The 22,032-nt window shown below is 40.8% G+C and carries 19 protein-coding genes; 8 read left to right on the top strand and 11 right to left on the bottom strand.

Going from position 1 to position 22,032, the window contains the following annotated elements; all coding sequences use genetic code 11:
* Positions 1-4 precede the first annotated feature (4 nt).
* Together ACKTT2_RS41005 and rlmN are read left to right on the top strand one after the other, a co-directional pair.
* Entirely contained in the window at positions 5-3,463 is a 3,459-nt protein-coding gene (locus ACKTT2_RS41005; protein ID WP_407897342.1) for a carboxypeptidase regulatory-like domain-containing protein, read from the top strand.
* A 227-nt stretch (positions 3,464-3,690) separates the two neighbouring features.
* Positions 3,691-4,779, top strand: a complete 1,089-nt coding sequence (gene rlmN / locus ACKTT2_RS41000) for a dual-specificity RNA methyltransferase RlmN (RefSeq protein WP_407897340.1) — start codon at positions 3,691-3,693, stop codon at positions 4,777-4,779.
* A gap of 54 nt (positions 4,780-4,833) precedes the next feature.
* On the opposite strand, the gene ACKTT2_RS40995 is transcribed toward rlmN, so the two are convergent.
* Positions 4,834-5,049, bottom strand: coding sequence for a replication restart DNA helicase PriA (locus ACKTT2_RS40995; protein WP_407897338.1), 216 nt, complete (start codon positions 5,047-5,049; stop codon positions 4,834-4,836).
* Between the two features lie 368 nt (positions 5,050-5,417).
* Here ACKTT2_RS40995 and ACKTT2_RS40990 point away from each other — a divergent pair, with 368 nt between their 5' ends.
* A complete protein-coding gene (locus ACKTT2_RS40990) occupies positions 5,418-5,615 on the top strand; it encodes a hypothetical protein (RefSeq protein ID WP_407897336.1) in 198 nt (65 codons plus the stop codon).
* Between the two features lie 586 nt (positions 5,616-6,201).
* Here the strand turns inward: ACKTT2_RS40990 and uvrC are convergent.
* A complete protein-coding gene (uvrC, locus tag ACKTT2_RS40985) occupies positions 6,202-8,103 on the bottom strand; it encodes an excinuclease ABC subunit UvrC (RefSeq protein ID WP_407897334.1) in 1,902 nt (633 codons plus the stop codon).
* 580 nt (positions 8,104-8,683) lie between these two features.
* On the opposite strand from uvrC, the gene ACKTT2_RS40980 reads away from it, so the two are divergent.
* The gene (locus ACKTT2_RS40980; RefSeq protein ID WP_407897332.1) at positions 8,684-8,830 is read left to right on the top strand and encodes a hypothetical protein; all 147 of its coding nucleotides are present in this window, start codon (positions 8,684-8,686) and stop codon (positions 8,828-8,830) included.
* A 15-nt stretch (positions 8,831-8,845) separates the two neighbouring features.
* Here ACKTT2_RS40980 and ACKTT2_RS40975 read toward each other — a convergent pair whose 3' ends face one another.
* From ACKTT2_RS40975 to ACKTT2_RS40940, 8 genes are all read right to left on the bottom strand, one after another.
* Positions 8,846-9,268: a response regulator gene (locus ACKTT2_RS40975; RefSeq protein WP_407897330.1), complete on the bottom strand. Its 423-nt coding sequence runs from the start codon at positions 9,266-9,268 to the stop codon at positions 8,846-8,848.
* Between the two features lie 410 nt (positions 9,269-9,678).
* Entirely contained in the window at positions 9,679-10,677 is a 999-nt protein-coding gene (locus ACKTT2_RS40970; protein ID WP_407897328.1) for an NF038130 family PEP-CTERM protein, read from the bottom strand.
* Between the two features lie 454 nt (positions 10,678-11,131).
* The gene (locus ACKTT2_RS40965; RefSeq protein ID WP_407897326.1) at positions 11,132-11,425 is read right to left on the bottom strand and encodes a PEP-CTERM sorting domain-containing protein; all 294 of its coding nucleotides are present in this window, start codon (positions 11,423-11,425) and stop codon (positions 11,132-11,134) included.
* A gap of 209 nt (positions 11,426-11,634) precedes the next feature.
* Positions 11,635-12,885, bottom strand: a complete 1,251-nt coding sequence (locus ACKTT2_RS40960; RefSeq protein ID WP_407897324.1) for an LL-diaminopimelate aminotransferase — start codon at positions 12,883-12,885, stop codon at positions 11,635-11,637.
* A gap of 103 nt (positions 12,886-12,988) precedes the next feature.
* The gene (locus tag ACKTT2_RS40955) at positions 12,989-13,324 is read right to left on the bottom strand and encodes a thioredoxin family protein (RefSeq protein WP_407897322.1); all 336 of its coding nucleotides are present in this window, start codon (positions 13,322-13,324) and stop codon (positions 12,989-12,991) included.
* Positions 13,325-13,534: 210 nt separating this feature from the next.
* Positions 13,535-14,320, bottom strand: coding sequence for a PspA/IM30 family protein (locus ACKTT2_RS40950; RefSeq protein WP_407897320.1), 786 nt, complete (start codon positions 14,318-14,320; stop codon positions 13,535-13,537).
* A 167-nt stretch (positions 14,321-14,487) separates the two neighbouring features.
* Positions 14,488-15,192 (bottom strand): PspA/IM30 family protein, encoded by a 705-nt coding sequence (locus ACKTT2_RS40945; protein WP_407897318.1) that lies wholly within the window; start codon positions 15,190-15,192, stop codon positions 14,488-14,490.
* 58 nt (positions 15,193-15,250) lie between these two features.
* The gene (locus ACKTT2_RS40940) at positions 15,251-16,642 is read right to left on the bottom strand and encodes a hypothetical protein (protein WP_407897316.1); all 1,392 of its coding nucleotides are present in this window, start codon (positions 16,640-16,642) and stop codon (positions 15,251-15,253) included.
* Positions 16,643-16,816: 174 nt separating this feature from the next.
* Between ACKTT2_RS40940 and ACKTT2_RS40935 the strand changes: the two genes are divergently transcribed.
* Both ACKTT2_RS40935 and ACKTT2_RS40930 read left to right on the top strand, forming a co-directional pair.
* The gene (locus ACKTT2_RS40935) at positions 16,817-17,386 is read left to right on the top strand and encodes a DciA family protein (protein WP_407897370.1); all 570 of its coding nucleotides are present in this window, start codon (positions 16,817-16,819) and stop codon (positions 17,384-17,386) included.
* 591 nt (positions 17,387-17,977) lie between these two features.
* Positions 17,978-18,283, top strand: coding sequence for a hypothetical protein (locus ACKTT2_RS40930; protein ID WP_407897312.1), 306 nt, complete (start codon positions 17,978-17,980; stop codon positions 18,281-18,283).
* A gap of 44 nt (positions 18,284-18,327) precedes the next feature.
* On the opposite strand, the gene menB is transcribed toward ACKTT2_RS40930, so the two are convergent.
* Positions 18,328-19,161 carry a 1,4-dihydroxy-2-naphthoyl-CoA synthase gene (gene menB, locus ACKTT2_RS40925; protein WP_407897310.1) on the bottom strand — a complete coding sequence of 278 codons (834 nt, stop codon included), beginning with the start codon at positions 19,159-19,161 and terminating at the stop codon, positions 18,328-18,330.
* Between the two features lie 97 nt (positions 19,162-19,258).
* Here menB and ACKTT2_RS40920 point away from each other — a divergent pair, with 97 nt between their 5' ends.
* Together ACKTT2_RS40920 and ACKTT2_RS40915 are read left to right on the top strand one after the other, a co-directional pair.
* A complete protein-coding gene (locus ACKTT2_RS40920) occupies positions 19,259-21,010 on the top strand; it encodes a KAP family NTPase (protein WP_407897308.1) in 1,752 nt (583 codons plus the stop codon).
* Positions 21,011-21,200: 190 nt separating this feature from the next.
* Positions 21,201-21,995, top strand: a complete 795-nt coding sequence (locus tag ACKTT2_RS40915; protein WP_407897306.1) for a GDSL-type esterase/lipase family protein — start codon at positions 21,201-21,203, stop codon at positions 21,993-21,995.
* Positions 21,996-22,032 lie beyond the last annotated feature (37 nt).

Raw genomic sequence — 22,032 nt, 5'->3', positions numbered from 1 at the left:
GCTTATGCTCTACCTAGCTTTATTACCTGCACCCCCACCAATTGTTATGACTGTACCGCCAGGACATGAAACTGGCAAAGCATCTACAGAAAATACTTTGAACTCTGCTCAAATAACAAAAGCTCCGACACAAAACAGTGGTATTGCTAGCAGAGCAACAGCACAATCATTAGTTTGTAAATCGTTACAAACTCAACTATCGGAACAAGTTGACAGTGTGCTGAAAACTACCACAGCTAAGTTAGAAGGAAAAACTGTAAGTTGTACGCCTCAGCAGAAAAAGCTCAATAATTTGAATTTACAGTTACGCCTTCGGCAACAAAAGCTAGCAAAAGGGTTTTCCCCAAATCTGACACAGCCTACTTTACTTAACCCGCCTACCATTGATAGTTCAACCTCTTCACCCAACACAGTATCTTCTGCTACAGTCAATACAGGTTCTAGCGAACAACCAAATCCTCAGCAGTTGACGAGTGCTTTACAAAAGATTGCTGAGAAAAATACTGTTGGTCAAATTTTGGCGGCCGTGCAAAATCTCATAATTTTGTCTTTACCTCAGTCTTTTCAAGATACTAACGATACTGTTGTAACAAAGACAAATAATTCTCAACAAATAGCTAGCTCAACGCCACAACAAACTTCTTCTGAGGTTGTCACTCACAACAACCAAAAAGCAGCACCTCTTAGCAAAGTAGATACAGTACCCCAAATTAATACCAATTCGAGTCAACAAACCGATTCTCAGAAGTTGATTAGCACCTTAGATCGGATCGCTCAGGAAAATACTATAGGGACTATCTTAGTAGCAGTACAGGAACTTATTAACGTTTCTTTACCTGACACGCTTAAACAAACTATTGATAGTACAATTCAACCTAAAATTCCCGATTCTTCAAAAATAACCACTTCAACAGTCAGTCCTTCTGAGACACAAAATGCTACTACTTCCTCTACTCTTCAATTAGCCAGAGCACCTGGTGAACCTTTTGTCGTTGGGGTAATTATCAATGGACGCGAGGTTGGTGCTTTAGATCTTATTCAAGAAGGTAACACTCTTCTCATCCCTTTGGAAAACTTTGGAGATATTGCTGGATTCTCTATTGAAGAAACGAGCGATGCAATTAAAGTGAAAACTCCCTTAGGGGTTGTTCAATTATCATCTTTAGCTCTTAAACAAATTAATGGTATTACCTATATTACTGCTGCTGCACTTCAAGAAGAGTTAAAAATATCTGTTGAACTAAACACTGGCGATTTAACTTTGTTAACCGATCTACCTTGGCGCGGAGGAAATAGGCAAAATCAATCACAAGCTGAGGAACTTAAACCAGAATTTATACCTCCAAGTAGCCTCATTTCAAATTTAAGGCAAGAGTTAAATCTTTATAGAGATGGTGGAGATACAAGTTTACGCAGTTCTACCCTTTTAGGTGGTAGACTATTGGGATGGTCATGGCGAGCACGTTTGGATAACACCTTTGAGGAGCGACCAGATCTTTCTGAATACTTTTTTTACAAACGTAGTGGTCAATTCCGCTTTCAAGTCGGTCGGCAACAAGTAGGAATACATCCTCTTCTGAATGGACTTGATTTAACAGGATTTCAAGTTGGTTACAGCAATTTACCTCCGGAGGCATTTAGTTCGACTTACAGTGCAAATGAACTTTTGCCCAGACGTTCTAGAGCCGTACAAACATTTCGCGGCATAGTTCCCGCAGCTAGTTTTGTACAACTGAGAGTTGATGGGGTTATTATTGCCCAACAGCAGGTAGGATTTAATGGACAGTATGAATTTATTGATGTTAATTTGCCTGTCGGTCAAAGCAATCAAGTTGAAGTTTTGATTTACGATCGCAATAATTTCCGCGTCCCTAGAGAAATTCGCTCTGTAAGGCTGAATTCTTCTGATTTATTATTACCATCAGGAGGAAACGTACAATTAGCTGGTATTGGATTCAACGGAAATTTAGCCCAAGATTACTTGTTTGAAAATTCCGATAACCCAGACAAAGGCAATTTAGTTGGTTTTTATCAACTCAGACAAGGACTTTCTAATAATCTAACTCTTGAAGGTTCGGTACAAGCTGCTCCTAGCGCACTACAAACACAAGCAGGATTAATCTGGCGTTTAGCAAATCCAGTTATCTTATCTACCAGTATAGGAAGTTCGAGTGATAAAATTGGTTATACAGCTGACTTAGATATTCAGTTAAAGAAACTAGAAATCAACGCTAATTCTCAATCACTTCCACAAGGATTTAGACTAGGTAGAAACAAAACCGAGAACTTTAACCACAGTTTAGAAGTAAAATATAACTTCAATAACAAGTATAGCCTGGGATTTATTGCTCGCAATCGTCAGGACGATCTAAGTTCTGCTAACTATATTTTACCGTCCTTTTATGCTCGACCTTTCTCTACCGTCTCTTTAAGTGGTAGACCAGATATTGATGGTAAGTACTTGTTTAATGCTTTTTATCAGCCAAATAGTGCAACAAGGTTATCTTTTAATACTTATGGTAATGCTTATATCTCAGATTTAAGCTATAATTTTGGTCGTGATTATCAACTATCTTTTGGGACTGAATTTGGTGGTGATTTAGCACCTCGTTACTCCGTTAGTGTTGGTCAAAATCCCACACGCCTCAATCAACTCAGCTGGAATTTAGGGCTTGCATACAGTGATGGAGAAGTAGGACCAATTGCCGGAGCTAGTTTACAAGTTCTTCCAGGTTTACTTGCTAGAGTAGAATATCAAGGCATTCCCACGAGAGTAAAAAGTGGTATTAGTGGATTTGGTGACGATCGCCTAACTCTCTCTTTGATATCTGATTTATCTTTTGGTGGCGGAAGAGTTGCTCCTGCTAACTACAGTGGTATTGGAAAAGATCGTGGTGCAATTGCTGGACGACTCGTTGTTGAGGGAGAAAACAAGAACTTTAACTTAAGTGGAACTGTTGTTCAAGTTTATGATAACCGCAACAAAAATGTCGGCTCCACAAGAACTGACTCTAAAGGTAATTTCTTTGTTGGTAATTTACCAGAAGGTATTTACATCATTCAACTCGAACCTGAAGAATTACCAGTAGAACTTTCTGTCATGAAAACTTCTGCGGTCGTTCAAGTAGCAACTTCTGCTGTCACAAGTTTAGATTTCCCTATCAGACCAGAGTTTGGTGTAGCCGGACGTGTTACTGATATTGCAGGTCAACCAGTCTCACAAGTAAAAGTAGAACTTATCAATGGTGCTGGCGCACGTGTTTTATCTGCTATGACCGATAACTTTGGTCTCTATCGCCTTGATGGTGTTCCTGTTGGTTTCTACACTTTACGGGTTTCTACTCAAGATTCCCTCAATCCCAACGATTCTTTGCCCGAACGGGAAATACAAATTCGCAACCAGTTCGTCTACGAGCAGAATTTGCAGTTACCAATTTCTGCGGCTGCTAAGAAAAAGTCATAGACGGGTTGACTGTAGGGATTTCCAAAAAATACATTGTCCATCTTGTGGTACGGGCGAGGACGCCCGTATCATGCTAGTGGCGAGCTTCTAGCCCTTACCAAAAGAGAAAATTGAATATTTTTTTATTTGGAAGTCCCTAACAAAAGTTGAATTTCCTTAGGAACAAATTCCAACAATTGCAACAGCGATCGCCTAACATAGAGTTTTAAGGCGTATTCATAATTATCATGTCTGCTAAGTCCGTCTCTGTACTTTCCTCTGCTACAGACACTACTCCACAACAACCTTCTATCTCTATTCCCCCTCTTGTCGGAGCAAGTCTGGAGGAATTAACTGCTTGGGTGCAGGAGCAGGGACAACCCGCTTATCGAGGAAAGCAACTGCACGACTGGATCTATCACAAGGGAGTGCGATCGCTCTATGATATCTCTGTCTTTCCCAAGCAATGGCGTGCAGAAGTTGCCGAAGTTCCCATTGGGCGTTCAACAATACACTATCGTTCTGTTGCCCCCGATCGCACAGTCAAATATCTTTTAAAACTTACAGATGGTCAAATTATAGAATGTGTCGGTATCCCCACAGATAAACGTTTAACTGTTTGTGTTTCCAGTCAAGTCGGTTGCCCAATGGCGTGTGATTTTTGCGCTACTGGTAAAGGAGGATACAAGCGCAACTTGGCACGGCATGAAATTGTAGACCAGGTGCTGACAGTTCAAGAAGATTTCCAGCAACGGGTTAGTCATGTGGTATTCATGGGTATGGGAGAACCACTCCTCAATACCGATAATGTTTTAGGAGCCATTAAATCCTTAAACCAAGATGTGGGCATCGGACAGAGAAACCTAACAGTCTCAACAGTTGGCATTCGCTCGCGCATTCATCAACTTGCCCAACACCACTTGCAAGTTACTTTGGCAGTAAGTCTTCACGCTTCCAACCAAGCATTAAGGGAACAACTCATTCCTAGCGCTCATTCTTATTCTATAGATGATTTGTTAGCAGAATGTCGAGAATACGTAAAAATCACTGGACGGCGCGTCACTTTTGAATATATTCTCCTAGCTGGAGTGAATGACTTACCAGAACACGCAATGGAGTTAGCGCATCACCTGCGCGGATTCCAAAGTCATGTCAACTTAATTCCTTACAACCCCATTCAAGAAGCTGATTACAAACGCCCCAGTGAAAAGCGAATACAAGCTTTTGCCAACGTCCTCACTCAGCAACGAATTGCGGTAAGTGTTCGTTACTCTCGTGGTCTCGAAGCTGATGCTGCTTGCGGACAGTTGCGAAGAACAGTGACCAGTGACCAGTGACCAGTGACCAGTGACCAGTGACCAGTGACCAACTAACCACTAACCACTAACAGGTTAAGTTCTAGCAAAAATGCCGGGGGCGTATGCCTCAATGACTTTGCTAGTACGCATACAACTGACCAACAAGTAGTCACAGGTTGGGCATTGGGTGCGCGTTTGTTGACTGTGAAAAATATAGTGCCTCTCTCCTTCGCTGCCACAGTTTGGGCAGCGAATTTTTTGCACCGTTCTTTCTACAGTTCTTCCTAACGTTTTTTCTACCAGTTGCATCTTAATAACCCCTGATTATCATAAATTTTGATAAAAAATGCCCATTAAATCCGTGCAATCGAAGAGATTTACAAAAATTCAAAAAGCGAAGTAATTCATTGCCTAATTTAACACAAACTTCAGTGCTTACTATCATTGATATTAGTTTATTATCCTTATCTTTATGTTATCTGCTATCCAACTTTAGATATATAAATCAAATCTTTAAAGAAACGTATTGTCTAGATATCGGCGATCCCAATGGCTTATACTTTGAGATTCATCTATTTGCCGTTTGAGCTATTTGTATTTGTTAATATAAGTCTGTCACTACAATTACATCTGTTGGAATCCTATTTGCTTGTAGAGATACAGGTAGTAGAGTGGGTTTGCTTCATCTTGTGATAGGCAATGATTTATCTTGTGGGATGGGCGTCCTCGCCCGTCCTAATATTAATAGCGGGCAAGATGCAAAGCACCACAAGAGGTTGTGCGGATTAGTGGCGGGCAAGATGCTGACACCACAAGAAGTTGTACGGATTAATAGCATGCAAGATGCTGACACCACAAGAAGTTGTACGGACTAATAGCATGCAAGATGCTGACACCACAAGAAGTTGTACGGATTAATAGCATGCAAGATGCTGACACCACAAGAAGTTGTACGGATTAATAGCATGCAAGACGCTGACACCACAAGAGGTTGTGCGGATTAGTGGCGGGCAAGATGCTCTCTACTTATTTGCATATTTAAAAAGTATGATTTTATAGCATAATCTATCGTTATTTTTACTAACTAAAGGTTAATTTTATTTTTAATTAATATTTAGTTATGTCAATTTAAGAAAAGAAGATAACAGACGGTTAGAATAAAAAATAAACCTTTTTTAGATAAAATTTAATAAAAAATTCCAATTACGCGCATTAACCGTACTAGCAATGTTTGCTAATCTGATGGTAAGTAATGGGTAATGGGTAATGGGTAATGGGTAGTAGATAATGAGATGTTCTCAATTATCTACTACCCATCGCTTTTTTTATAATTACTAACTGGTCACTGGTCACTGGTCACTGGTCACTTCTAACCGGTCACTGGTCACTGGTCACTGGTCACTGCTAACCGGTCACTGGTCACTGGTCACTGGTCACTGGTCATTGGTCACTGGTCACTGCTTAAGGATGGAAATAATCGTAAATTTCTTGAGCTAAACGCGGACCAATACCGGGAACTTCAGCAATTTGTGCGGGTGTAGCTTGCCGAATGTAATCCACTGAGCGAAAATGTCCCAACAGTTGCTTTTGACGATGATGTCCCAAACCGGGAATTTCATCTAAACGCGATCGCTTTAACTTATCGCTTCGCTGCTGTCGGTGAAAACTCACTGCAAACCTATGCGCCTCGTCCCGCAATCTTCGTAAAAGTTGCACTCCAGACTGTTCCGGATCGGTTTCTAAGGGTTGCGACTCGCCTGGTAAAAAAATCTCTTCCCGACGTTTTGCCAAACTCACCACTCGCAAGTCTTCCAATAAATTCATCTCTTGCAGAACAGCGACAACAGAAGACAATTGACCTTTACCTCCATCTATCATAATGAGGTCGGGCCAATCAGGATTTCCTTCACGCGGTAATTGCGGATCTTCTCCGTACTTGCGGAACCGACGTTGAATCACTTCGGCTAGACTGGCAAAATCATCTGAGTGTCCTACTGTAACTGTTGGGTTTTTAATCTTGTAATGGCGATAATGTTGCTTTGCTGGTATTCCATCGATAAATACAACTTGGGAGGCGACAGCATTAGACCCTTGGATGTGGGAAATATCGTAGCCTTCTATCCGATGAGGTAAGTCGGGTAGATCGAGAATAGTCGCTAAATCTTGCATCGCTTCATTATTGCGATCGCTCAATTTTTGCATTCTTTGCAATTCATATTGAGCATTGCGCTCTACCATCTCAATTAACTCTGCCTTAACTTGGCGTTGAGGAGTCAAAATGGATACTTTTCGTCCCTTTCTTTGAGTTAAAACATCTGACAGTATTTCGCTATCTGGCAGATCGTACTGTACCAAAATTTCTGTAGGGATTTCTACTGAATCAGCCGTTTGATAATGTTCCTCAAGAACCCGTTGCAATATTGCTCCCGGTTCAAATTGGGGAGAGGACGCAACGCCTTGCGCCCCTACTTCCGCAACAAATGCCAAGCGCCCTACTAACTGTCCGGCTCGAATCTGGAATAATTGAATGCAGGCGTGATGTTCGTCTGCTGCTAAAGCAATGGCATCCCGTGACACAGTATCATCTGGTAAGGATACTTTTTGATCTGCACTCAGTGACTTTAACCCAGAAATTTGGTCGCGGATACGTGCTGCTGACTCAAAATTCAGCGCTTCTGACGCTTTGTGCATTTGTTCTGTCAGTGTCTCTATGAGTTCGCTAGACCGACCTTGAAATACCATAGCGACTTTTTGAACAGTTTTGCGATATTCCTCTGATGAAATCATCTGCTGACACACACCCGGACACCGACCTAAATCGTAGTTTAAGCACGGACGATCTTTAAATAGCGGTTGGGGGCGCTGTCTTAGAGGAAAAATTCGCTTGCACAAGCGCAGTATTTCCCGCAATAAACGAGAATCTGTATAAGGTCCATAAAATTTATCTTTTTCTTTACCGAGTTGGCGTTTGCGGGTAATGAAAATACGCGGATAGTCTTCTGACCAGGTGATACAAACATAGGGATATTTTTTATCGTCTTTCAGCAGAACGTTGAAGTACGGCTGGTGCTGCTTGATCAGGTTGGCTTCTAAAGCTAAGGCTTCAGTTTCTGTATCGGTGACAATGAATTCTATCTCTGTCACCTGCTTTACCATAGTCGCAATACGTTCGCTTAATCTTTGTGATTCTCGAAAGTAAGAACGAACTCGCGATCGCAGCTTTCGCGACTTTCCTATATATATAATGCGATCGCTACCGTCCCGCATCAAATAGACTCCCGGTTCTGGAGGAATTTCTTTTAGACGGTTTTCCAGACGTTCTGGATCTTTAACAAGTGATACTGTTTGAGCGGATGCTGTCACAACTAATACGTTCTAGTATTTGTACTATATGTAGGGTGGGCATTGCCCACCTTACTCAGGTTTTTTCACTATATGTAGGGTGGGCATTGCCCACCTTACTTAGGTTTTTTCACAAATTAGATAGGATTGCTACATTTATTTTTGATTGCCGACCTACTTATCTCTATTTTAAGTAAGATTACTTGGATTGTTTTCGGAATTTCAAATTTTTTCTCTTGAAGTCAGCTTTAATAAATGATTAAGCTACGGGTATCGTTTTTGAATTTGAATTATGTGTAAGGACGTTCCCCTCGTGCGCGAGAAACCCGCGTTGACAGGAATAGCGTTGAGTATTGCCGAGCGTATGAAGCTTGTGATGAGCATTGTCCACCCCATAATATTATTTTACTGTAAAATTATTATGTAACGATCGTCAAAATCAGGAATAGTTCGGATTAAAAATAGAGCCTTATATATTAAGAATATCGACGGATTTATCTCCTATCAAAGCTTAGCTATAATTCAGATCGTAACATTTAGAATATGGGTAAAAAGATAAGAAGTGAACATACAAGAATTTGAATCCCAGTATCGAGTTACTATGGATCGAACGTTAAATGAACTGCAAACAGCGATTTTGCTCTTGGAACAAGTTCAAAGCCAAATTTCTCAGATTGGCAGTTCCGTACAAAGTATCAGTCAATTTGTTGAGGAGTTTATAAGCGAGCAAAAATCACAGGAAATATGAAATGAGTATCTAAATTTATGTACTAAGACACGCCAATTCTTCTTGAATTTCTCGTATGAAATGTGAAAGATTGATAGGTTTAACAAAATAGCGACGTGCTCCTAGTTTCATTGCTTTTTCGCGATCGGCTCGAAAAGCAAAAGCTGAAACTATGATAACAGGAATATTAGCTAACTGTGGTTGCTGCTGGATTTGTTCTAGCAGCACAAAACCATCAATATCTGGTAATTTTAAGTCTAATAAAATTAACTCTGGTTGAAATTCAGCTACTGTTGAAAAAAAATTAGAGGCTCCAGCTAAGCTTTGGACTTGATACCCGTGGTAGCCCAGATAATCACTTAGCAACATTCTATTAACGTCATTGTCTTCAATAAGCAAAATTCGTCGAGTTTGTCGAGATTGCCGTTTCCGCTTTCCAGAAAGTAACTTTGCCACCATTTCTACTTATCTTTTAGGTAAGGAGTTAAAAATGATTACCACAATTTACGCTCTTCAAGATTGTACATCTACGTATTCAAACGGATGACAAAATTTTTATTTATGTTACTTTTAAGATTTAAAGGCAAAAATAAAGATGATGTTATTAGCATCATCTTACAATAAAAATTTTATAAAAACATTAAGATTAATTGAATTTTTGCTAAAAAACCTTGAATGTTGCGATCGCTGTCTAAATTGCTGGAAACTCCTTTATAAATCTACTTAGAGTAAGCCACTAATACTTCAATCCACTGTAATGATGTAAAGACGTAGAGAAATAGGGGAGATCGAAAAAATACAGAGAATGAAAAGGAGCTATTTCGCTCCCCTATTTAATTTTTAGTTTGCAACTGTCATCTTGACGATGATTACGCTTTTTTCAACTTACGTTGTGTGGCGAATACTCCACCAACTACTAACATACCAAGCATGACAGAGGGTTCTGGGGTTTTTACAGGGGGCTTACCTTGGATGCTAACTTCGTAGTTGCCGTTGTGGGATTTGGTGCCATCATCGGATATAAGTTTAGAGTCTGTGGCACTGAAACTGTAAAGATAATCAGTTTTGCCGTCATAGGTGTACTTGACAATTTCACTAGCTTGGATGGGTTTACCTACTTTGTTAGGGTCGCGCAAGCTATTGATAAGTGTTTGGTCAAGACTACCAAATAACAAAGAGGTAGCATCATAATGTCCTGCTAGCCCAATCTTAATTAAGCCAGTATCATCTTGGTTGACGTAGGAGATATTGGGGTCACTGAATCTTGCGAGACCTTGGTCAGTATTAAACATACCCCAAGCCCCATTGTATGCAGTACTAGATACAGTGTATGCAGTTAGTGCCTTAGCGTATGCTTTGTATGCAGGACTGTTAAAAAATTGAGCTTGTGTCATGTTCTGTGGCTTTGTTGGAGCCACTGGTGCTGACAAATTCAGCAGAGACCCAAATCCATTTGCTCCCAACGCGCCATCAAACCACCTTTTAGCTAAGGTTATTCCTTGAGAGTCTTTGCTTTCCCAATCAGCCTTTGTCAAGCTGCTCAGAGTTATGTCTCTACCACCTATTAGCCCTTTTAACTCAGTATTCTTGGTGAAATCAAATCCGGCTTTTTCACTGCTAGCTCTCAACTCCACGTTTCCTGTGGGGCTTGTAGCATCACCATCTAAAACTTTTTTAACATTGCTAAGATTACTTGTAATTTGGGTTGTTTTACCATCTTTAACACCATAAACATAGTAGTCATTGGCAGCTGTTCCTCCAATGCTAGCGTTAGTCAAACTTCCGGCAAATGCTGGGGAGGTTGCGATCGCACTTACACCTGCAGCTATTGATGCACCAATCACAAATTTGTTAATAAGCGTTCTCATTTTATGTCTCCATCAATTATGGGGTTTAGTTTTATACAGTACCCCTTTTTAAGGTTTAGCTGGTTTGACTACAGGTTTGAGTTTTCTTTACTACCGCTTCTTTTTCAAAACACGATAGTTTAGGTTGCCCCTGGTCATCACCCACAGTACATATTCAGTCTATGAAACTGGGAGACGAAATAGGTTAAGTTACTGTAGAGTCTATGTAAACTCTAGCTAAAAATATAACGCCTTTCATGGTAACTTACTACGTAAAAATTCTTATTTTGGATATATTAAATGTTATATATTTAACGCTCTTGTTAGATTTAGGGATTTTGAGTCACTGTAAACGGCTAACAACTGTTCTTTTTCGGGATAGTTTTATAGCATTTGTAGGGGCGCAATGCCTTGCGCCCCTACCATGATTGACAATTGTTGGAAAGTCAGTTTCTAAACAGGTTTGGTACAAGTACTAATTTTCTGCCTTTTCGGTTTTGACGCTGGAGTGACTTTTGCCTCTTTTCATCAATTGGCGTTGCGTTGCAAACAAACCAAAGACTGTCATTAGCCCCAACAGTGCTGATGGTTCTGGTACTCTTCTTCTCTGATTTTCAGCGCGATCGAGCGACGGCACCAAAGTTGTGGTGTACGTAAATGCGTATGGATCGTCTTGGCTTACTTGAGCTTGTACCGAAGTCGTAGCAAGCCCGTAAAAGAATAATGTTATCGACGCGAAGCTCGCAAATTTTTTAAGACTGTTCGCCATACTCATTCTAAATCTATTCCCCCTACTTTTCGTAAACAGGCTGCCCCAATCAAATGCCAATTGTGTGTTTGACAATTAGCATTTGATTCAGGTATGAAAGCAACAGATTACTTAAGTAATATTTCAGTAGTTTAACTTGACTTCACGGAAAACAAAGAATAGATTTCGTAAACTTATCATTAAATCCTAATAAAGCCTTGGTAAATTTACTATAGAAAATGAGAAATTCTTTGAACAGCAGTTTGTAAAACAGGTACATCATGTACCAAAGCAAAACGAACATACCCTTCTCCAGATTTACCAAAGCCTGCACCTGGTGAAACGGCGACTCCTGTTTGTTGCACCAATTGGGTACAGAATTCTACAGAATTTTTCCTCCAAGCTTCTGGTAACTTAGCCCAAACATACATTGTGGCGCTAGGAGTAGGAACATCCCAGCCAATTTGGTGTAAAGCACTAATAAAGCCATCTCGGCGTTTGCGGAAGGTTTCAACAGTTGCTTTGACTCCCGTTTGAGGACCAGTGAGGGCTGCTATGGCACCATTCAAAATGCCTTGATACTGATTAAAATCAAGAAAAGCTTTTATTCGACGCAAAGCTCCGATTAATTCACTATTACCAATAGCAAAACCAATACGGAAGCCGCCCATATTGTATGACTTGGAAAGGGTAAAAAATTCTATTGAGACGCTTTTGTCTGTATCGGCTTGGAAAATTGATGGGGTTGGGGATTGGCGATTGGCGATTGGCGATTGGCGATTGGCGATTGGCGATTGGGACCAATCCAAATCCCCAGTCCCTAGTCCCCAGTCCCTATTATCCTCATACACCAAATCTACGTAAGGGAAATCGTGAACCAAAACCAAGTTGTGTTGCTGACAGAATGCAACAGCTTCTTTAAAGAAAGACAGAGGTGCGATCGCAGTCGTAGGATTGTGAGGGTAGCTCAACACCATAAGTCGTGACTGTTCTAAAACAGGAGTGGGAATATCCGCGAACACGGGTAAAAAACCGTTTTCTTCCCGCAATGGCATTGTGTAGATTTGACCGTTGGCGAGGTGAACTCCTCCCATATGTGACGGGTAGCCTGGATCGAGTAATAGGGCAAAATCTCCTGGGTTGAGAACTGCTAAAGGAAAATGACCTGTTCCTTCTTGGGAACCGATTAGGGGTAAAACTTCAGTTTCCGCATTGACGGGGATACCAAATCTTTGCTCGTACCAGTTTGCTGCTACTTGACGAAACCCTTGAGTTCCATGAAAAAGCAAGTAGCCGTGAGTGCTTGGATCGTGTAGGGTAGTGGTAATTGCTTGTATGATATGATCTGCTACTGGTAAATCAGAAGACCCTAGTGACAAATCAATCAATTGCTGTCCAGAAGCCAAAGCTTTTGCTTTCGCTCTGTCCATATCAAGAAATACATTAGATTGTAAGGGTTGTAAACGTTTAGCAAATTCCATATTTGGTTAGTGGTTAATGGTTAGTGGTTAATAGTTAATGGTTAGTGGTTAGTGGTTAGTGGTGATTAGTAGCTACTAACCACTAACAACTAACAACTAACAACTAACAACTAGCTAATTTCTCATCTAAGATTTGAAAAAGCTTTTCTTTACCGATAACTCCTTCAACAGATGTTAGCAACTTGTCTCCTTGAATTAGCCGGAGTGCGGGGACGCCTTCCACTTGGTACTGCTTAACAGCCTTTGGGTTTGGATCGACTTCTATTTTGACAATTTTTAAGCGATCGCTATAGGTAGCTGCTGCTGAATTTATCGCTGGTGACATCAATTGACAAGGACCGCACCAAGAAGCCCAAAAGTAAAGTAATACCGGTTGTTCGGCTTGTAACACTTCCGTTTCAAATTCAGCATCAGTGATGGTTATAACACCCTTATTCATCTAAAAACCTCCGGGAGTGTGGAAACCTTGTGGCATTTTTAACGTTGGCTCAAAAAATACTTTACCAAAATTGGGGATTGGGGATTGGCGATTGGTGATTGGCATAGTGAGAAATCATCCCTAATCCCCAGTCCCTAACCCCTAATCCCTTGAATGCAAAATCCCACAACCAATAGGCGTGGGACTATCTTAAATAAATTTGACAAAATTTTACAAATTGTCTAACTGCTTGCGTAGGGAATCCAACTCCGCATCTACAACTTCATTATTATTCCCAGTATTTGTATTGGGAGTTGTTGACTGTTGTGGGAGTGCTTGTTGAGTTGGTGAAGCACCAGGAAGAGTCATTTGCGCCTTCAACGCGGCTAATTCATCATCAACATCGCTGCTAGCTTCTAATTTTGCAAACTGAGTTTCTAAATCGGCACCTGCTAGCTCAGCTGATGACTGGGCGCGGGCTTCCTGCATCAAAACTTTTTCTTCCATGCGCTCAAAAGCAGCCATTGCACTGCTGGTATTCATACCGCGCACCATGCCTTGGAGTTGTTCTTGAGCTTTGGCAGCAGTAATCCTAGCTTTGAGCATTTCTTTCTTGGTTTTTGCCTCAGAAATTTTGCTTTCTAGCTGGATTAGGTTGCGCTTGAGTGAGTCTACTTGAGTAGTTTGTTGCTCTAAACTGGCTTTGAGTCCTCCTGAAGATTCGTTAAAAGTCTTTTTGCGCTCTAGTGCTTGTCTTGCAAGGTTTTCATCACCTTTTTGCAAAGCAAGTTGGGCATTACGCTGCCACTTGTTGACTTCGTTTTGAGCGTCATTGTACTGCTTTTCAGTACGTTTTTGGGCAGCAATAGCTTGAGCAACGCCCTGGCGCAGCTGTACTAAGTCCTCCTGCATTTCTAGGATGGCTTGTTCCAGCATCTTTTCAGGGTCTTCTGCTTTACTCACCATGTCGTTGAGGTTGGCACTGACGACTCGCTTAATGCGATCGAATAATCCCATAACTTCCTTGTTCCTATGAGTGATTTACGCGCTTAGTTGGGCTGGTATGCTTTTTTAACTAATTTATAGCTACCTATTTCAATGTAATCTTTCCAGTTTAAATTGGTACCGCTCAACAAGCCCCTAATAATAAGGATATTCTTGAACTTTGGTCTTTGCCCAATCTTCTACTTGTCGAGATTTCCGGGCAATTGCTGGGGTAATTTCTCGGAATCATGCGAAAGTTGCTTTTTCATGGCTTCTAGTTCCGCATCTACCTTATTACCTTGTTCTAAGGCGATAAACGCTGAATTGAGAGGATCTGCTGCAGTAACAGAAATAGTTTCGGCTCGAGCTTCTAGCTGTAAAACTTTTTCTTCCATACGCTCAAAAGCTTGCATACTTTTGACATGGGAAGTAGGGCTTAACATTTCTTGAAGTTTATATGAAGCTTCTGCAGAACGGGCGCGAGCAATATATAGATCTTTTTTATTCTTTGCTTCGGTCATTTTCATCTCTAGCGTCCGCATATCCTTTTTCAGTTGAACCACAACAGCATTTTGCTGTTCCATCTGAGCTAACAGGGCTGTAGCAGTTTCCTGATAGAATTGGCGTTTTGTCAGCGCTTCTCTTGCTAAAGATTCATTCTGTTGTTGCAAAGCCAGTTGAGCGCGACGATACCATTCTTCTGCTGTAGATTGAGCGCTTGCTATTTGTCGTTCAGTACGTTTTTGAACGGCAATTGCTTGCGCCACCGCCTGTCGTAACTGGACTATATTCGCCTGCATTTCCATCACAGTTTGCTCCAGAATCTTTTCTGGATCTTCCGCATCTGCAACCAGACTGTTGAGGTTTGCACGAATCACCCGTAATATCCGGTTCATCAATTCCATATCAACTCACTCTTCCTGATTGGTCACTCGTCACTGGTCACTGGTCACTGTTTACTGGTCACTGAATTCTGGCATTAATACCTTTGCTTTGAAGTTGTTGCAGCAAAAGTTGGGCTTTTTCTTTGCTCTTGAGCGCTCCAAGATAAATAAATGCACCATCATCTGACAGGTAAGCATCGGGAATAACTTTTCTTGCGATCGCTAGAGCATTACTACCTTTATTATCCGTAATGACGTGATAAAGCCCATCTGCTGACGGTTTTATTTCCGCTTTCGGCTTTGGTTTGGCGTTTGATGGTTTTGGTTTTGTTGAAGCAGTGACTACTGGAGATGGCAGAGTCGCGCTAGGAGGTGGTAAGGGTTGTACTCTTTGTGTGGGGGGATTGACGGGAAATGGCGGAGGAACTGAGTTTGGTGCAAGTGCTGGAGCTACTGGTACTGGTTTGGGTTTGGGTTTTAAACCAACAACATCGTTGGGATCTCTCACTTCTGGAAATTCTTGAGTCGCAAGATTGGGATATTTACGTAGGGGTGTAAGTGGTGGTTCTGGGACGTTTGCACCGGGCTTTGTACTTTCTTCTGATGTTGCTGTGGTTGATTGTGGATTTTGTTTAAACAGTCCATCTAAACTAAATTGCGGTAAACTTTTAGGATTGAAAACTATGTATCCTAAAGTCATACTCGCTACTAATAATAATAACATTGAGCCTATACCCAATGGGGATAGCAAACTGTCATTGCTAGGATTTGGTTGCTTTTTCTCCTTTGATTGTTCTTCTGTTAAACTTCGCAAAAGTGCCTCAGAAGATTCTAAATAGTCGTTTGGCTGCGAGCGGCTGTCTTTATTATCCACTTCTACTAGATTTTTATGATTCCCATGTTCTTTTACACCTGTAGAAATTATGCTTAAGGAACTAGATACGGGAGTGTTTTTTGTTTTATCGCGCTCAGAAGTGAGGGAACTTTCAAGTTCCTCTATTGTTGAAGAAACTGATGCGGTCAAGCTTTGTAGTGTTTCTCGTTGTAGTATATCTTCGGCTTTATTTGAGGAAGATACTCTCTGAAGAGGTTCTTCCATAAATGATAGTGGCGAGTTAATTGTCGTAGCAGGAACAGCCATGTCCTCTTTCTCCATCTCTGTAGGTGCAGATGAAGTCGCTACCAAACCAAAGTTCTCTAACTCGTCTTTTAGACTATCTTCTGCTGGTAATTGAGATTTATCCTCTGTCGTAGCAACGGCTGACAATGCTTGAGTTTGAGTAGCCATCGCTTTACCAACATAAGCTTGGCTCAGTGTTCCATATCCTGTCTTTGTGCGTCTGTATCGGGTTAACTCTCGATCTAGTTGCACTTCTAAACTAGCAAGAGCTGCTGCTAGTGCTGGCTTTAACCTATGGGGTTTGGAAGATTGAGCACCCGATGACGTATCCATTAAGGTGTTTTGACTCATTGCCTGTCTGCCTCAAACCTAAACTTCCAGAATAATAGTACTGAGTGACCTGTTATCCAAATTGTGGCTACGGGTCACTGTTTAATGGATGACAAATTGAAAAATACAATTGTGCCAATCAAGCGCGAAAATTATCCTATATATAGGAATCCTATTTTTGCCAAGGTTGGCAAGATGTCATTAAAACCAATTAATAATATTTTAAGTGTTCTGGAAACACAATCTAAGTGGAACGAACAGCCATTTCAACAATTGCTCAAGTATTGGTCTGAAATTGTAGGAGCAACCGTAGCCGCTCACACTCAGCCAGTGTCCATTCAACGTGATGTATTGCGAGTGGCAACTTCTAGTGCGGCTTGGGCACAAAACTTAACTTTTGAGCGCAAACGCCTGCTTTTAAAGTTGAACGATCGCCTGTCTGTTTCTCTTGTCGATCTTCATTTTTCTACAGCCGGATGGCGGCGTCATAAGGATAATCTATCTCAAGAGCAAATTATTTCACCACAGGAACACCCCAGTTATTTGGGCGGTACAGATTCTTCTTGTAAGTTGACTGCTCCTGCTTTCGATGCAAATGCCACTTTCCAACACTGGGCTAAGAAGGTACAAGCGCGATCGCAAAACTTACCTCTTTGTCCAGCATGTCACTGTCCTACACCGCTTGGCGAACTTCAACGCTGGCAAGTTTGTTCTATTTGTGCTGCTAAGCAATTTTCACCTTCTTCTGGGAAAATACTGAGATAGCTTTTGAACACAACATTTTTGACTTTTTTTCAACCGTAAAATTACAGTTAAATTATCCATTAATCGCTTTCTCATTACCTTTTTTTTCAAAAAGTTCCTCTTCCAAAAGATAGGGCAATAGGTATAACTTGAGTTAAGATATTTAGTCGTTAAAACAGACTAAATATGCCAAGGGATAAGCTTTAGAGTCCGTAACAAGTGCTTCTTGGGGCTGAAGTTAAAATGCTAAGTAAATCGTTAAGCTTAATATTAGCTTTGATCCCCAATACTTTTTACCTGAGTTAGGTATGCTTTACTTAATGCAATCAATGTATCATTTTGTTTACACAAAAATTGAAAAACATAACACAAAGATAAAAAGATCATAAAATTAACTTTTTCCTTGGGATCGCTGAAACCTAGATGCATTCACTGGTTTCACCTTTTACCCCTAATTTGTAGATAGACCACAATAAAAAGATGAAAAATTAGCTCTGAAAGGGCAATTAGTTTCCCAGATTCTTTCTTTAGATAGAGAGATGAACAGCTTAAAAGTAGTACGAGCATCTGATTTCCTCTAGCTTATCAATACAATATTTCTCACAAGGTTTTATGAAAAACATTAAATTCTTGACTTCTGCGTGTCGCTATTGTCGTCATTACCAACCAGAGGGGCGTCGCGGAGGTACGTGCCAGCAGCTAGGCGCACCAGTTCGAGGGGATTGGAAAGCTTGTTCTTTGGCACTCCCACCATTTGCACCTTCTTGGGAAAGTTTGGAAGATGTGTGGAGTTTGCCAGATACAAAAATAGTATTAGCTTCAGGTATCAGTAAAAGCGCGATCGCTTCTACGGAAGAAACAACAACTAGCTCTCCGGAATCAGTTAAAACTCATACACGGACAGTTTTGAAAGTATGAATGATAAAGGATAAAGTTTTCATCCTTTATCCTTTTCCTTTATATCAGGGAAGCCAAGGGAAGTCTCGAAAATTAGGTGGGCGTTTTTCTAGAAAAGCTTGTTTACCCTCTTTACCTTCTTCAGTCATGTAATAAAGTAAAGTGGCATTGCCAGCTAGTTCTTGCAAACCTGCTTGTCCGTCACAGTCAGCGTTAAATGCTGCTTTTAGACAGCGAATTGCAGTTGGACTTTTTTCTAAAATTTCTTGCGCCCATTGAATACCTTCAGCTTCCAATTGTTCTATTGGAACAACAGTATTAATTAAACCCATATCTAAAGCTTGCTGGGCATTGTATTGACGGCAGAGAAACCAAATTTCTCGAGCTTTTTTTTGTCCTACAATACGAGCGAGATAGCTAGCACCAAAACCACCGTCAAAACTACCTACTTTAGGACCGCTTTGTCCAAAAATAGCATTATCCGCCGCAATGGTTAAATCGCAAATTAAGTGCAGGACGTGTCCGCCACCAATTGCATAACCAGCAACAAGAGCAATGACTACTTTTGGCATGGAACGAATCAGGCGTTGCAAGTCCAACACATTTAAACGGGGGATACCACTATCATCTAAGTAACCTCCATGTCCCCGGACACTTTGGTCACCTCCAGAGCAAAAAGCGTACTTACCGTCTGCGTGGGGACCTGCACCAGTCAGTAGTACAACACCAATTGTTGTATCTTCTCGTGCATCGCAGAAAGCGTCGTATAGTTCAGATATAGTTTTTGGACGAAAAGCATTGCGTTTGTGAGGGCGGTTGATAGTTATTTTCGCAATACCTTCAGTTTTGTGATAAAGAACGTCTTCGTAGGTTTTTGCTGTTTGCCAATTTACAGTCATAAGGTAAAGTCCAACTTTGAGGGTGTGGAAATTCTATCGCAGGTGGCATTGCTCACCTCACTTTCTATGCAACGATTTGTATAAAAAGTGATTTCGTATGGTACAGACTGAAGTTAATGACTTATCGCAAGATACTCCTTTAATTACGCCAGAGGAAGATCGGCTCGGATATGCAAGTTTTGCAAAGCATTTGGCAGATAGTATTTGCAAAATGGATTTTCCAGAAGGGTTTGCGATCGCAGTCTATGGTTCTTGGAATTCGGGCAAGTCAACACTGTTGAACTTTATCGTTCATTATCTCAAACAAAAGCCAGAAGAGGAGCAACCGATTATTGTTCCTTTTAATCCCTGGTTATTTTCCGGTTATCAAGATATTACACGACGATTTTTTGACCAATTACAAAATGTGTTAAGTACAGTTACAGCTGTGCCTAAAGGTTTAAGAGAGAGAATAGCCGATGTTGCCAAAGCAATTGCGGAAATTCCAATGCCTTATGCTCAAGCAGGTAAAGCAGTTGCAACCTTAGTTGACGATAAACAAAAGGAAGCTTCTGAGTTAAAAGAAGATGTTGAAGATACGCTAACAAAACAGCATCGGCGAATCGTCATTACAATTGATGATATCGATCGCCTTTGTACGGAAGATATTCAACAATTATTTCGTCTTTTAAAAGCAATTCCAAATTTTACCAATGTTGTCTATCTCCTATCTTGTAATAAAAAGAGTGTTATCCAATCGTTAGCAGACGAAGACACGTCAGGCGAAGAAGATCTCGGTCGAATTATTCAAATGGCTTTTGAATTACCGATTCCAGATAAAACTTCACTCCGTAAGTTACTTTTTGAAAGACTTGCTCGTATTGTTAGCGAGCCGGAAAAATCTTTGTTTGAACCAACTCGATGGAGTCAAATATATTTTCAAGGAATAGATGAATTTATTACAAATATCCGCGATATTGTGCGTCTCACCGATACTTTAACAGTAACTTTTCCTGTAGTAGACTGTGAAGTTAATACAGTTGATTTTATAGCCTTAGAATCTCTACGAGTTTTTTGTCCAATAGCCTATGAAGTTATTTTAAAAAACAGAAATGCTTTTGTAGAAAGTGATGTTGCCTTAGAAGAATTAACGAATTTCCATAACTTTTGGCTTGCCGAATTACCGGAAGAAGATAAGCAGCCAATTAAAAAGTTACTGATGCTCCTTTTCCCAAAATTAGAAATTATTTGGGGACATAATAGCTTTTATAGCGAACAACAAAAGTTAGAATGGCAGGAAAAACGGCGTATTTGCTGCCCAGAATTTTTCCCTATTTACTTCCGTTTAAATTTATCGACATCCAATCTATCTAACACTCAAATAAAAGCTATTCTTTCTTCTGCTTGTCATGCAAAAGCCTTTGGTCAAAAATTGATAGAACTTGCCCAACAGAAACGTCAAGATGGGACTACCCAAGTCAGAGCCTTTTTAGAACAACTTGAAGATTATGCTGAGAAAGTCATTCCAACTCACTGCATTTCCATAGTTATAGAAGCTTTATTTGATGTGGGTGAAGAACTCCTCTCTCCAGAAGATCGAGCAGCCAGTATGTTTGATTTTAGTAATGAAGCGATAATTCATCGTCTCATCGCACAGTTATTATGTCGTCTTGATGAACCCGAACGGTTCAATGTGTTGAAAACTGCAATGAGTCAAGGAAAAGCATTATCGATTATAGAGACAGAAATGGGAATTTTGGCTAACCAGCAGGTGTCTTCTTCAGAAGAAGAATGTCTTATTAGCCCACAGTATTTAAAAGTACTTCAAGATGTTGTGGATAAAAGAAAGCAGGAGAAGGATGTGGATTAAATATCTTGTGGTACGGGCGTCCCCGCCCGTACATGAATCGAAGGGCGGGCGAGGATGCGAATATGCATATAGATGAAATCTGAAAATACCAGGCGAATAGAATTCGCGGCTATACAAACGAAGTCCGCCTACGCGGACTAAATACAGTTTTAGCCAACTAGCTAAGTAAGCTCGAATAAGAAAACTAAGTATGGATGTTGAAGAGTTTTTTAGTCGCAAGTGCATCAGTCAAAAAATATCTAGAAGTCAGTGGGGTTATCTCAGTCTAGCTGCCACAATATTCTGTTTTCTCCCGATTAGCACTGCTACTGCAGCTACCAAAGTCATGTCCTTAGGGGACTCTCTGTGTGCGGGTAATATTGCTGTTTTGCGTAATACGGTAGCCAATACTAAATTTGGCTCTACCATAGATTGGGTAGGAACCAAAAAAGACGGTGCATATAAAGATCCAGATCATGAGTGCCATGGTGGTTGGTCGGCGGCGCAAGTTTTGCAGCAACTGGGCGCAAATGTTAGGCTTCCATCCTGGGAGGGAAAGCCGGGAAGCATTCGGAACTGGGTTCAAGAAACCAAGCCTGATGTAGTACTGATGATGCTTGGCACGAATGATTTCTTTGGTAGTGATGTCAGAGGGGATAACACCTCTGAAGTTCTTACAAAATCACTTCCAGGAATTATTGACGAAATCTTCTCGATACGTCCCAACACTAGAATTGTAGTCGCCTCTATTCCCCCCTTTAAATGGGATATTCAAAAAGGCGTTGATGCTAATAAAACTAGAACTGCAGCCAATGCATTTCTTAAACGTCGTGTCGCGGTACTTTCTAAACAAGGCAAGCGAATTGCTTTTTTGGATATGCATACTGCAATCATTGCTCGAATGGAGAAGGGCGAGATTTTTCAGGGTGATGGGCTTCACTTTAATGATGAGGGGAATAAGTTTATTGCCGAGATGTGGACTCGCGCTCTAAAAGCTATACTTTAAATTACCGAACACTCTCCTTCTCTCGAAAGGAGAAGTG

Origin of the sequence: Scytonema hankhaensis NUACC26, assembly GCF_045865695.1 — a bacterium.
GTDB lineage: Bacteria > Cyanobacteriota > Cyanobacteriia > Cyanobacteriales > Nostocaceae > Scytonema.
Note: the sequence above shows the minus strand (reverse complement) of the source record. Positions and strands in the feature narration are given on the sequence as shown.

What these genes read in the sequence shown, in the direction of transcription:
- ACKTT2_RS40955 (WP_407897322.1), bottom strand. Translation starts at nt 13,324, where the DNA reads ATGAATAAGGGTGTTATAACCATCACTGATGCTGAATTTGAAACGGAA.
- ACKTT2_RS40970 (WP_407897328.1), bottom strand. Translation starts at nt 10,677, where the DNA reads ATGAGAACGCTTATTAACAAATTTGTGATTGGTGCATCAATAGCTGCA.
- ACKTT2_RS40980 (WP_407897332.1), top strand. Translation starts at nt 8,684, where the DNA reads ATGGATCGAACGTTAAATGAACTGCAAACAGCGATTTTGCTCTTGGAA.
- ACKTT2_RS40915 (WP_407897306.1), top strand. Translation starts at nt 21,201, where the DNA reads ATGGATGTTGAAGAGTTTTTTAGTCGCAAGTGCATCAGTCAAAAAATA.
- ACKTT2_RS40940 (WP_407897316.1), bottom strand. Translation starts at nt 16,642, where the DNA reads ATGAGTCAAAACACCTTAATGGATACGTCATCGGGTGCTCAATCTTCC.
- ACKTT2_RS40965 (WP_407897326.1), bottom strand. Translation starts at nt 11,425, where the DNA reads ATGGCGAACAGTCTTAAAAAATTTGCGAGCTTCGCGTCGATAACATTA.
- menB (WP_407897310.1), bottom strand. Translation starts at nt 19,161, where the DNA reads ATGACTGTAAATTGGCAAACAGCAAAAACCTACGAAGACGTTCTTTAT.
- ACKTT2_RS40945 (WP_407897318.1), bottom strand. Translation starts at nt 15,192, where the DNA reads ATGGAATTGATGAACCGGATATTACGGGTGATTCGTGCAAACCTCAAC.
- rlmN (WP_407897340.1), top strand. Translation starts at nt 3,691, where the DNA reads ATGTCTGCTAAGTCCGTCTCTGTACTTTCCTCTGCTACAGACACTACT.
- ACKTT2_RS40920 (WP_407897308.1), top strand. Translation starts at nt 19,259, where the DNA reads ATGGTACAGACTGAAGTTAATGACTTATCGCAAGATACTCCTTTAATT.
- ACKTT2_RS40975 (WP_407897330.1), bottom strand. Translation starts at nt 9,268, where the DNA reads ATGGTGGCAAAGTTACTTTCTGGAAAGCGGAAACGGCAATCTCGACAA.
- ACKTT2_RS40950 (WP_407897320.1), bottom strand. Translation starts at nt 14,320, where the DNA reads ATGGGATTATTCGATCGCATTAAGCGAGTCGTCAGTGCCAACCTCAAC.
- ACKTT2_RS40930 (WP_407897312.1), top strand. Translation starts at nt 17,978, where the DNA reads ATGAAAAACATTAAATTCTTGACTTCTGCGTGTCGCTATTGTCGTCAT.
- ACKTT2_RS40960 (WP_407897324.1), bottom strand. Translation starts at nt 12,885, where the DNA reads ATGGAATTTGCTAAACGTTTACAACCCTTACAATCTAATGTATTTCTT.
- ACKTT2_RS41005 (WP_407897342.1), top strand. Translation starts at nt 5, where the DNA reads ATGCTCTACCTAGCTTTATTACCTGCACCCCCACCAATTGTTATGACT.
- ACKTT2_RS40995 (WP_407897338.1), bottom strand. Translation starts at nt 5,049, where the DNA reads ATGCAACTGGTAGAAAAAACGTTAGGAAGAACTGTAGAAAGAACGGTG.
- ACKTT2_RS40935 (WP_407897370.1), top strand. Translation starts at nt 16,817, where the DNA reads ATGTCATTAAAACCAATTAATAATATTTTAAGTGTTCTGGAAACACAA.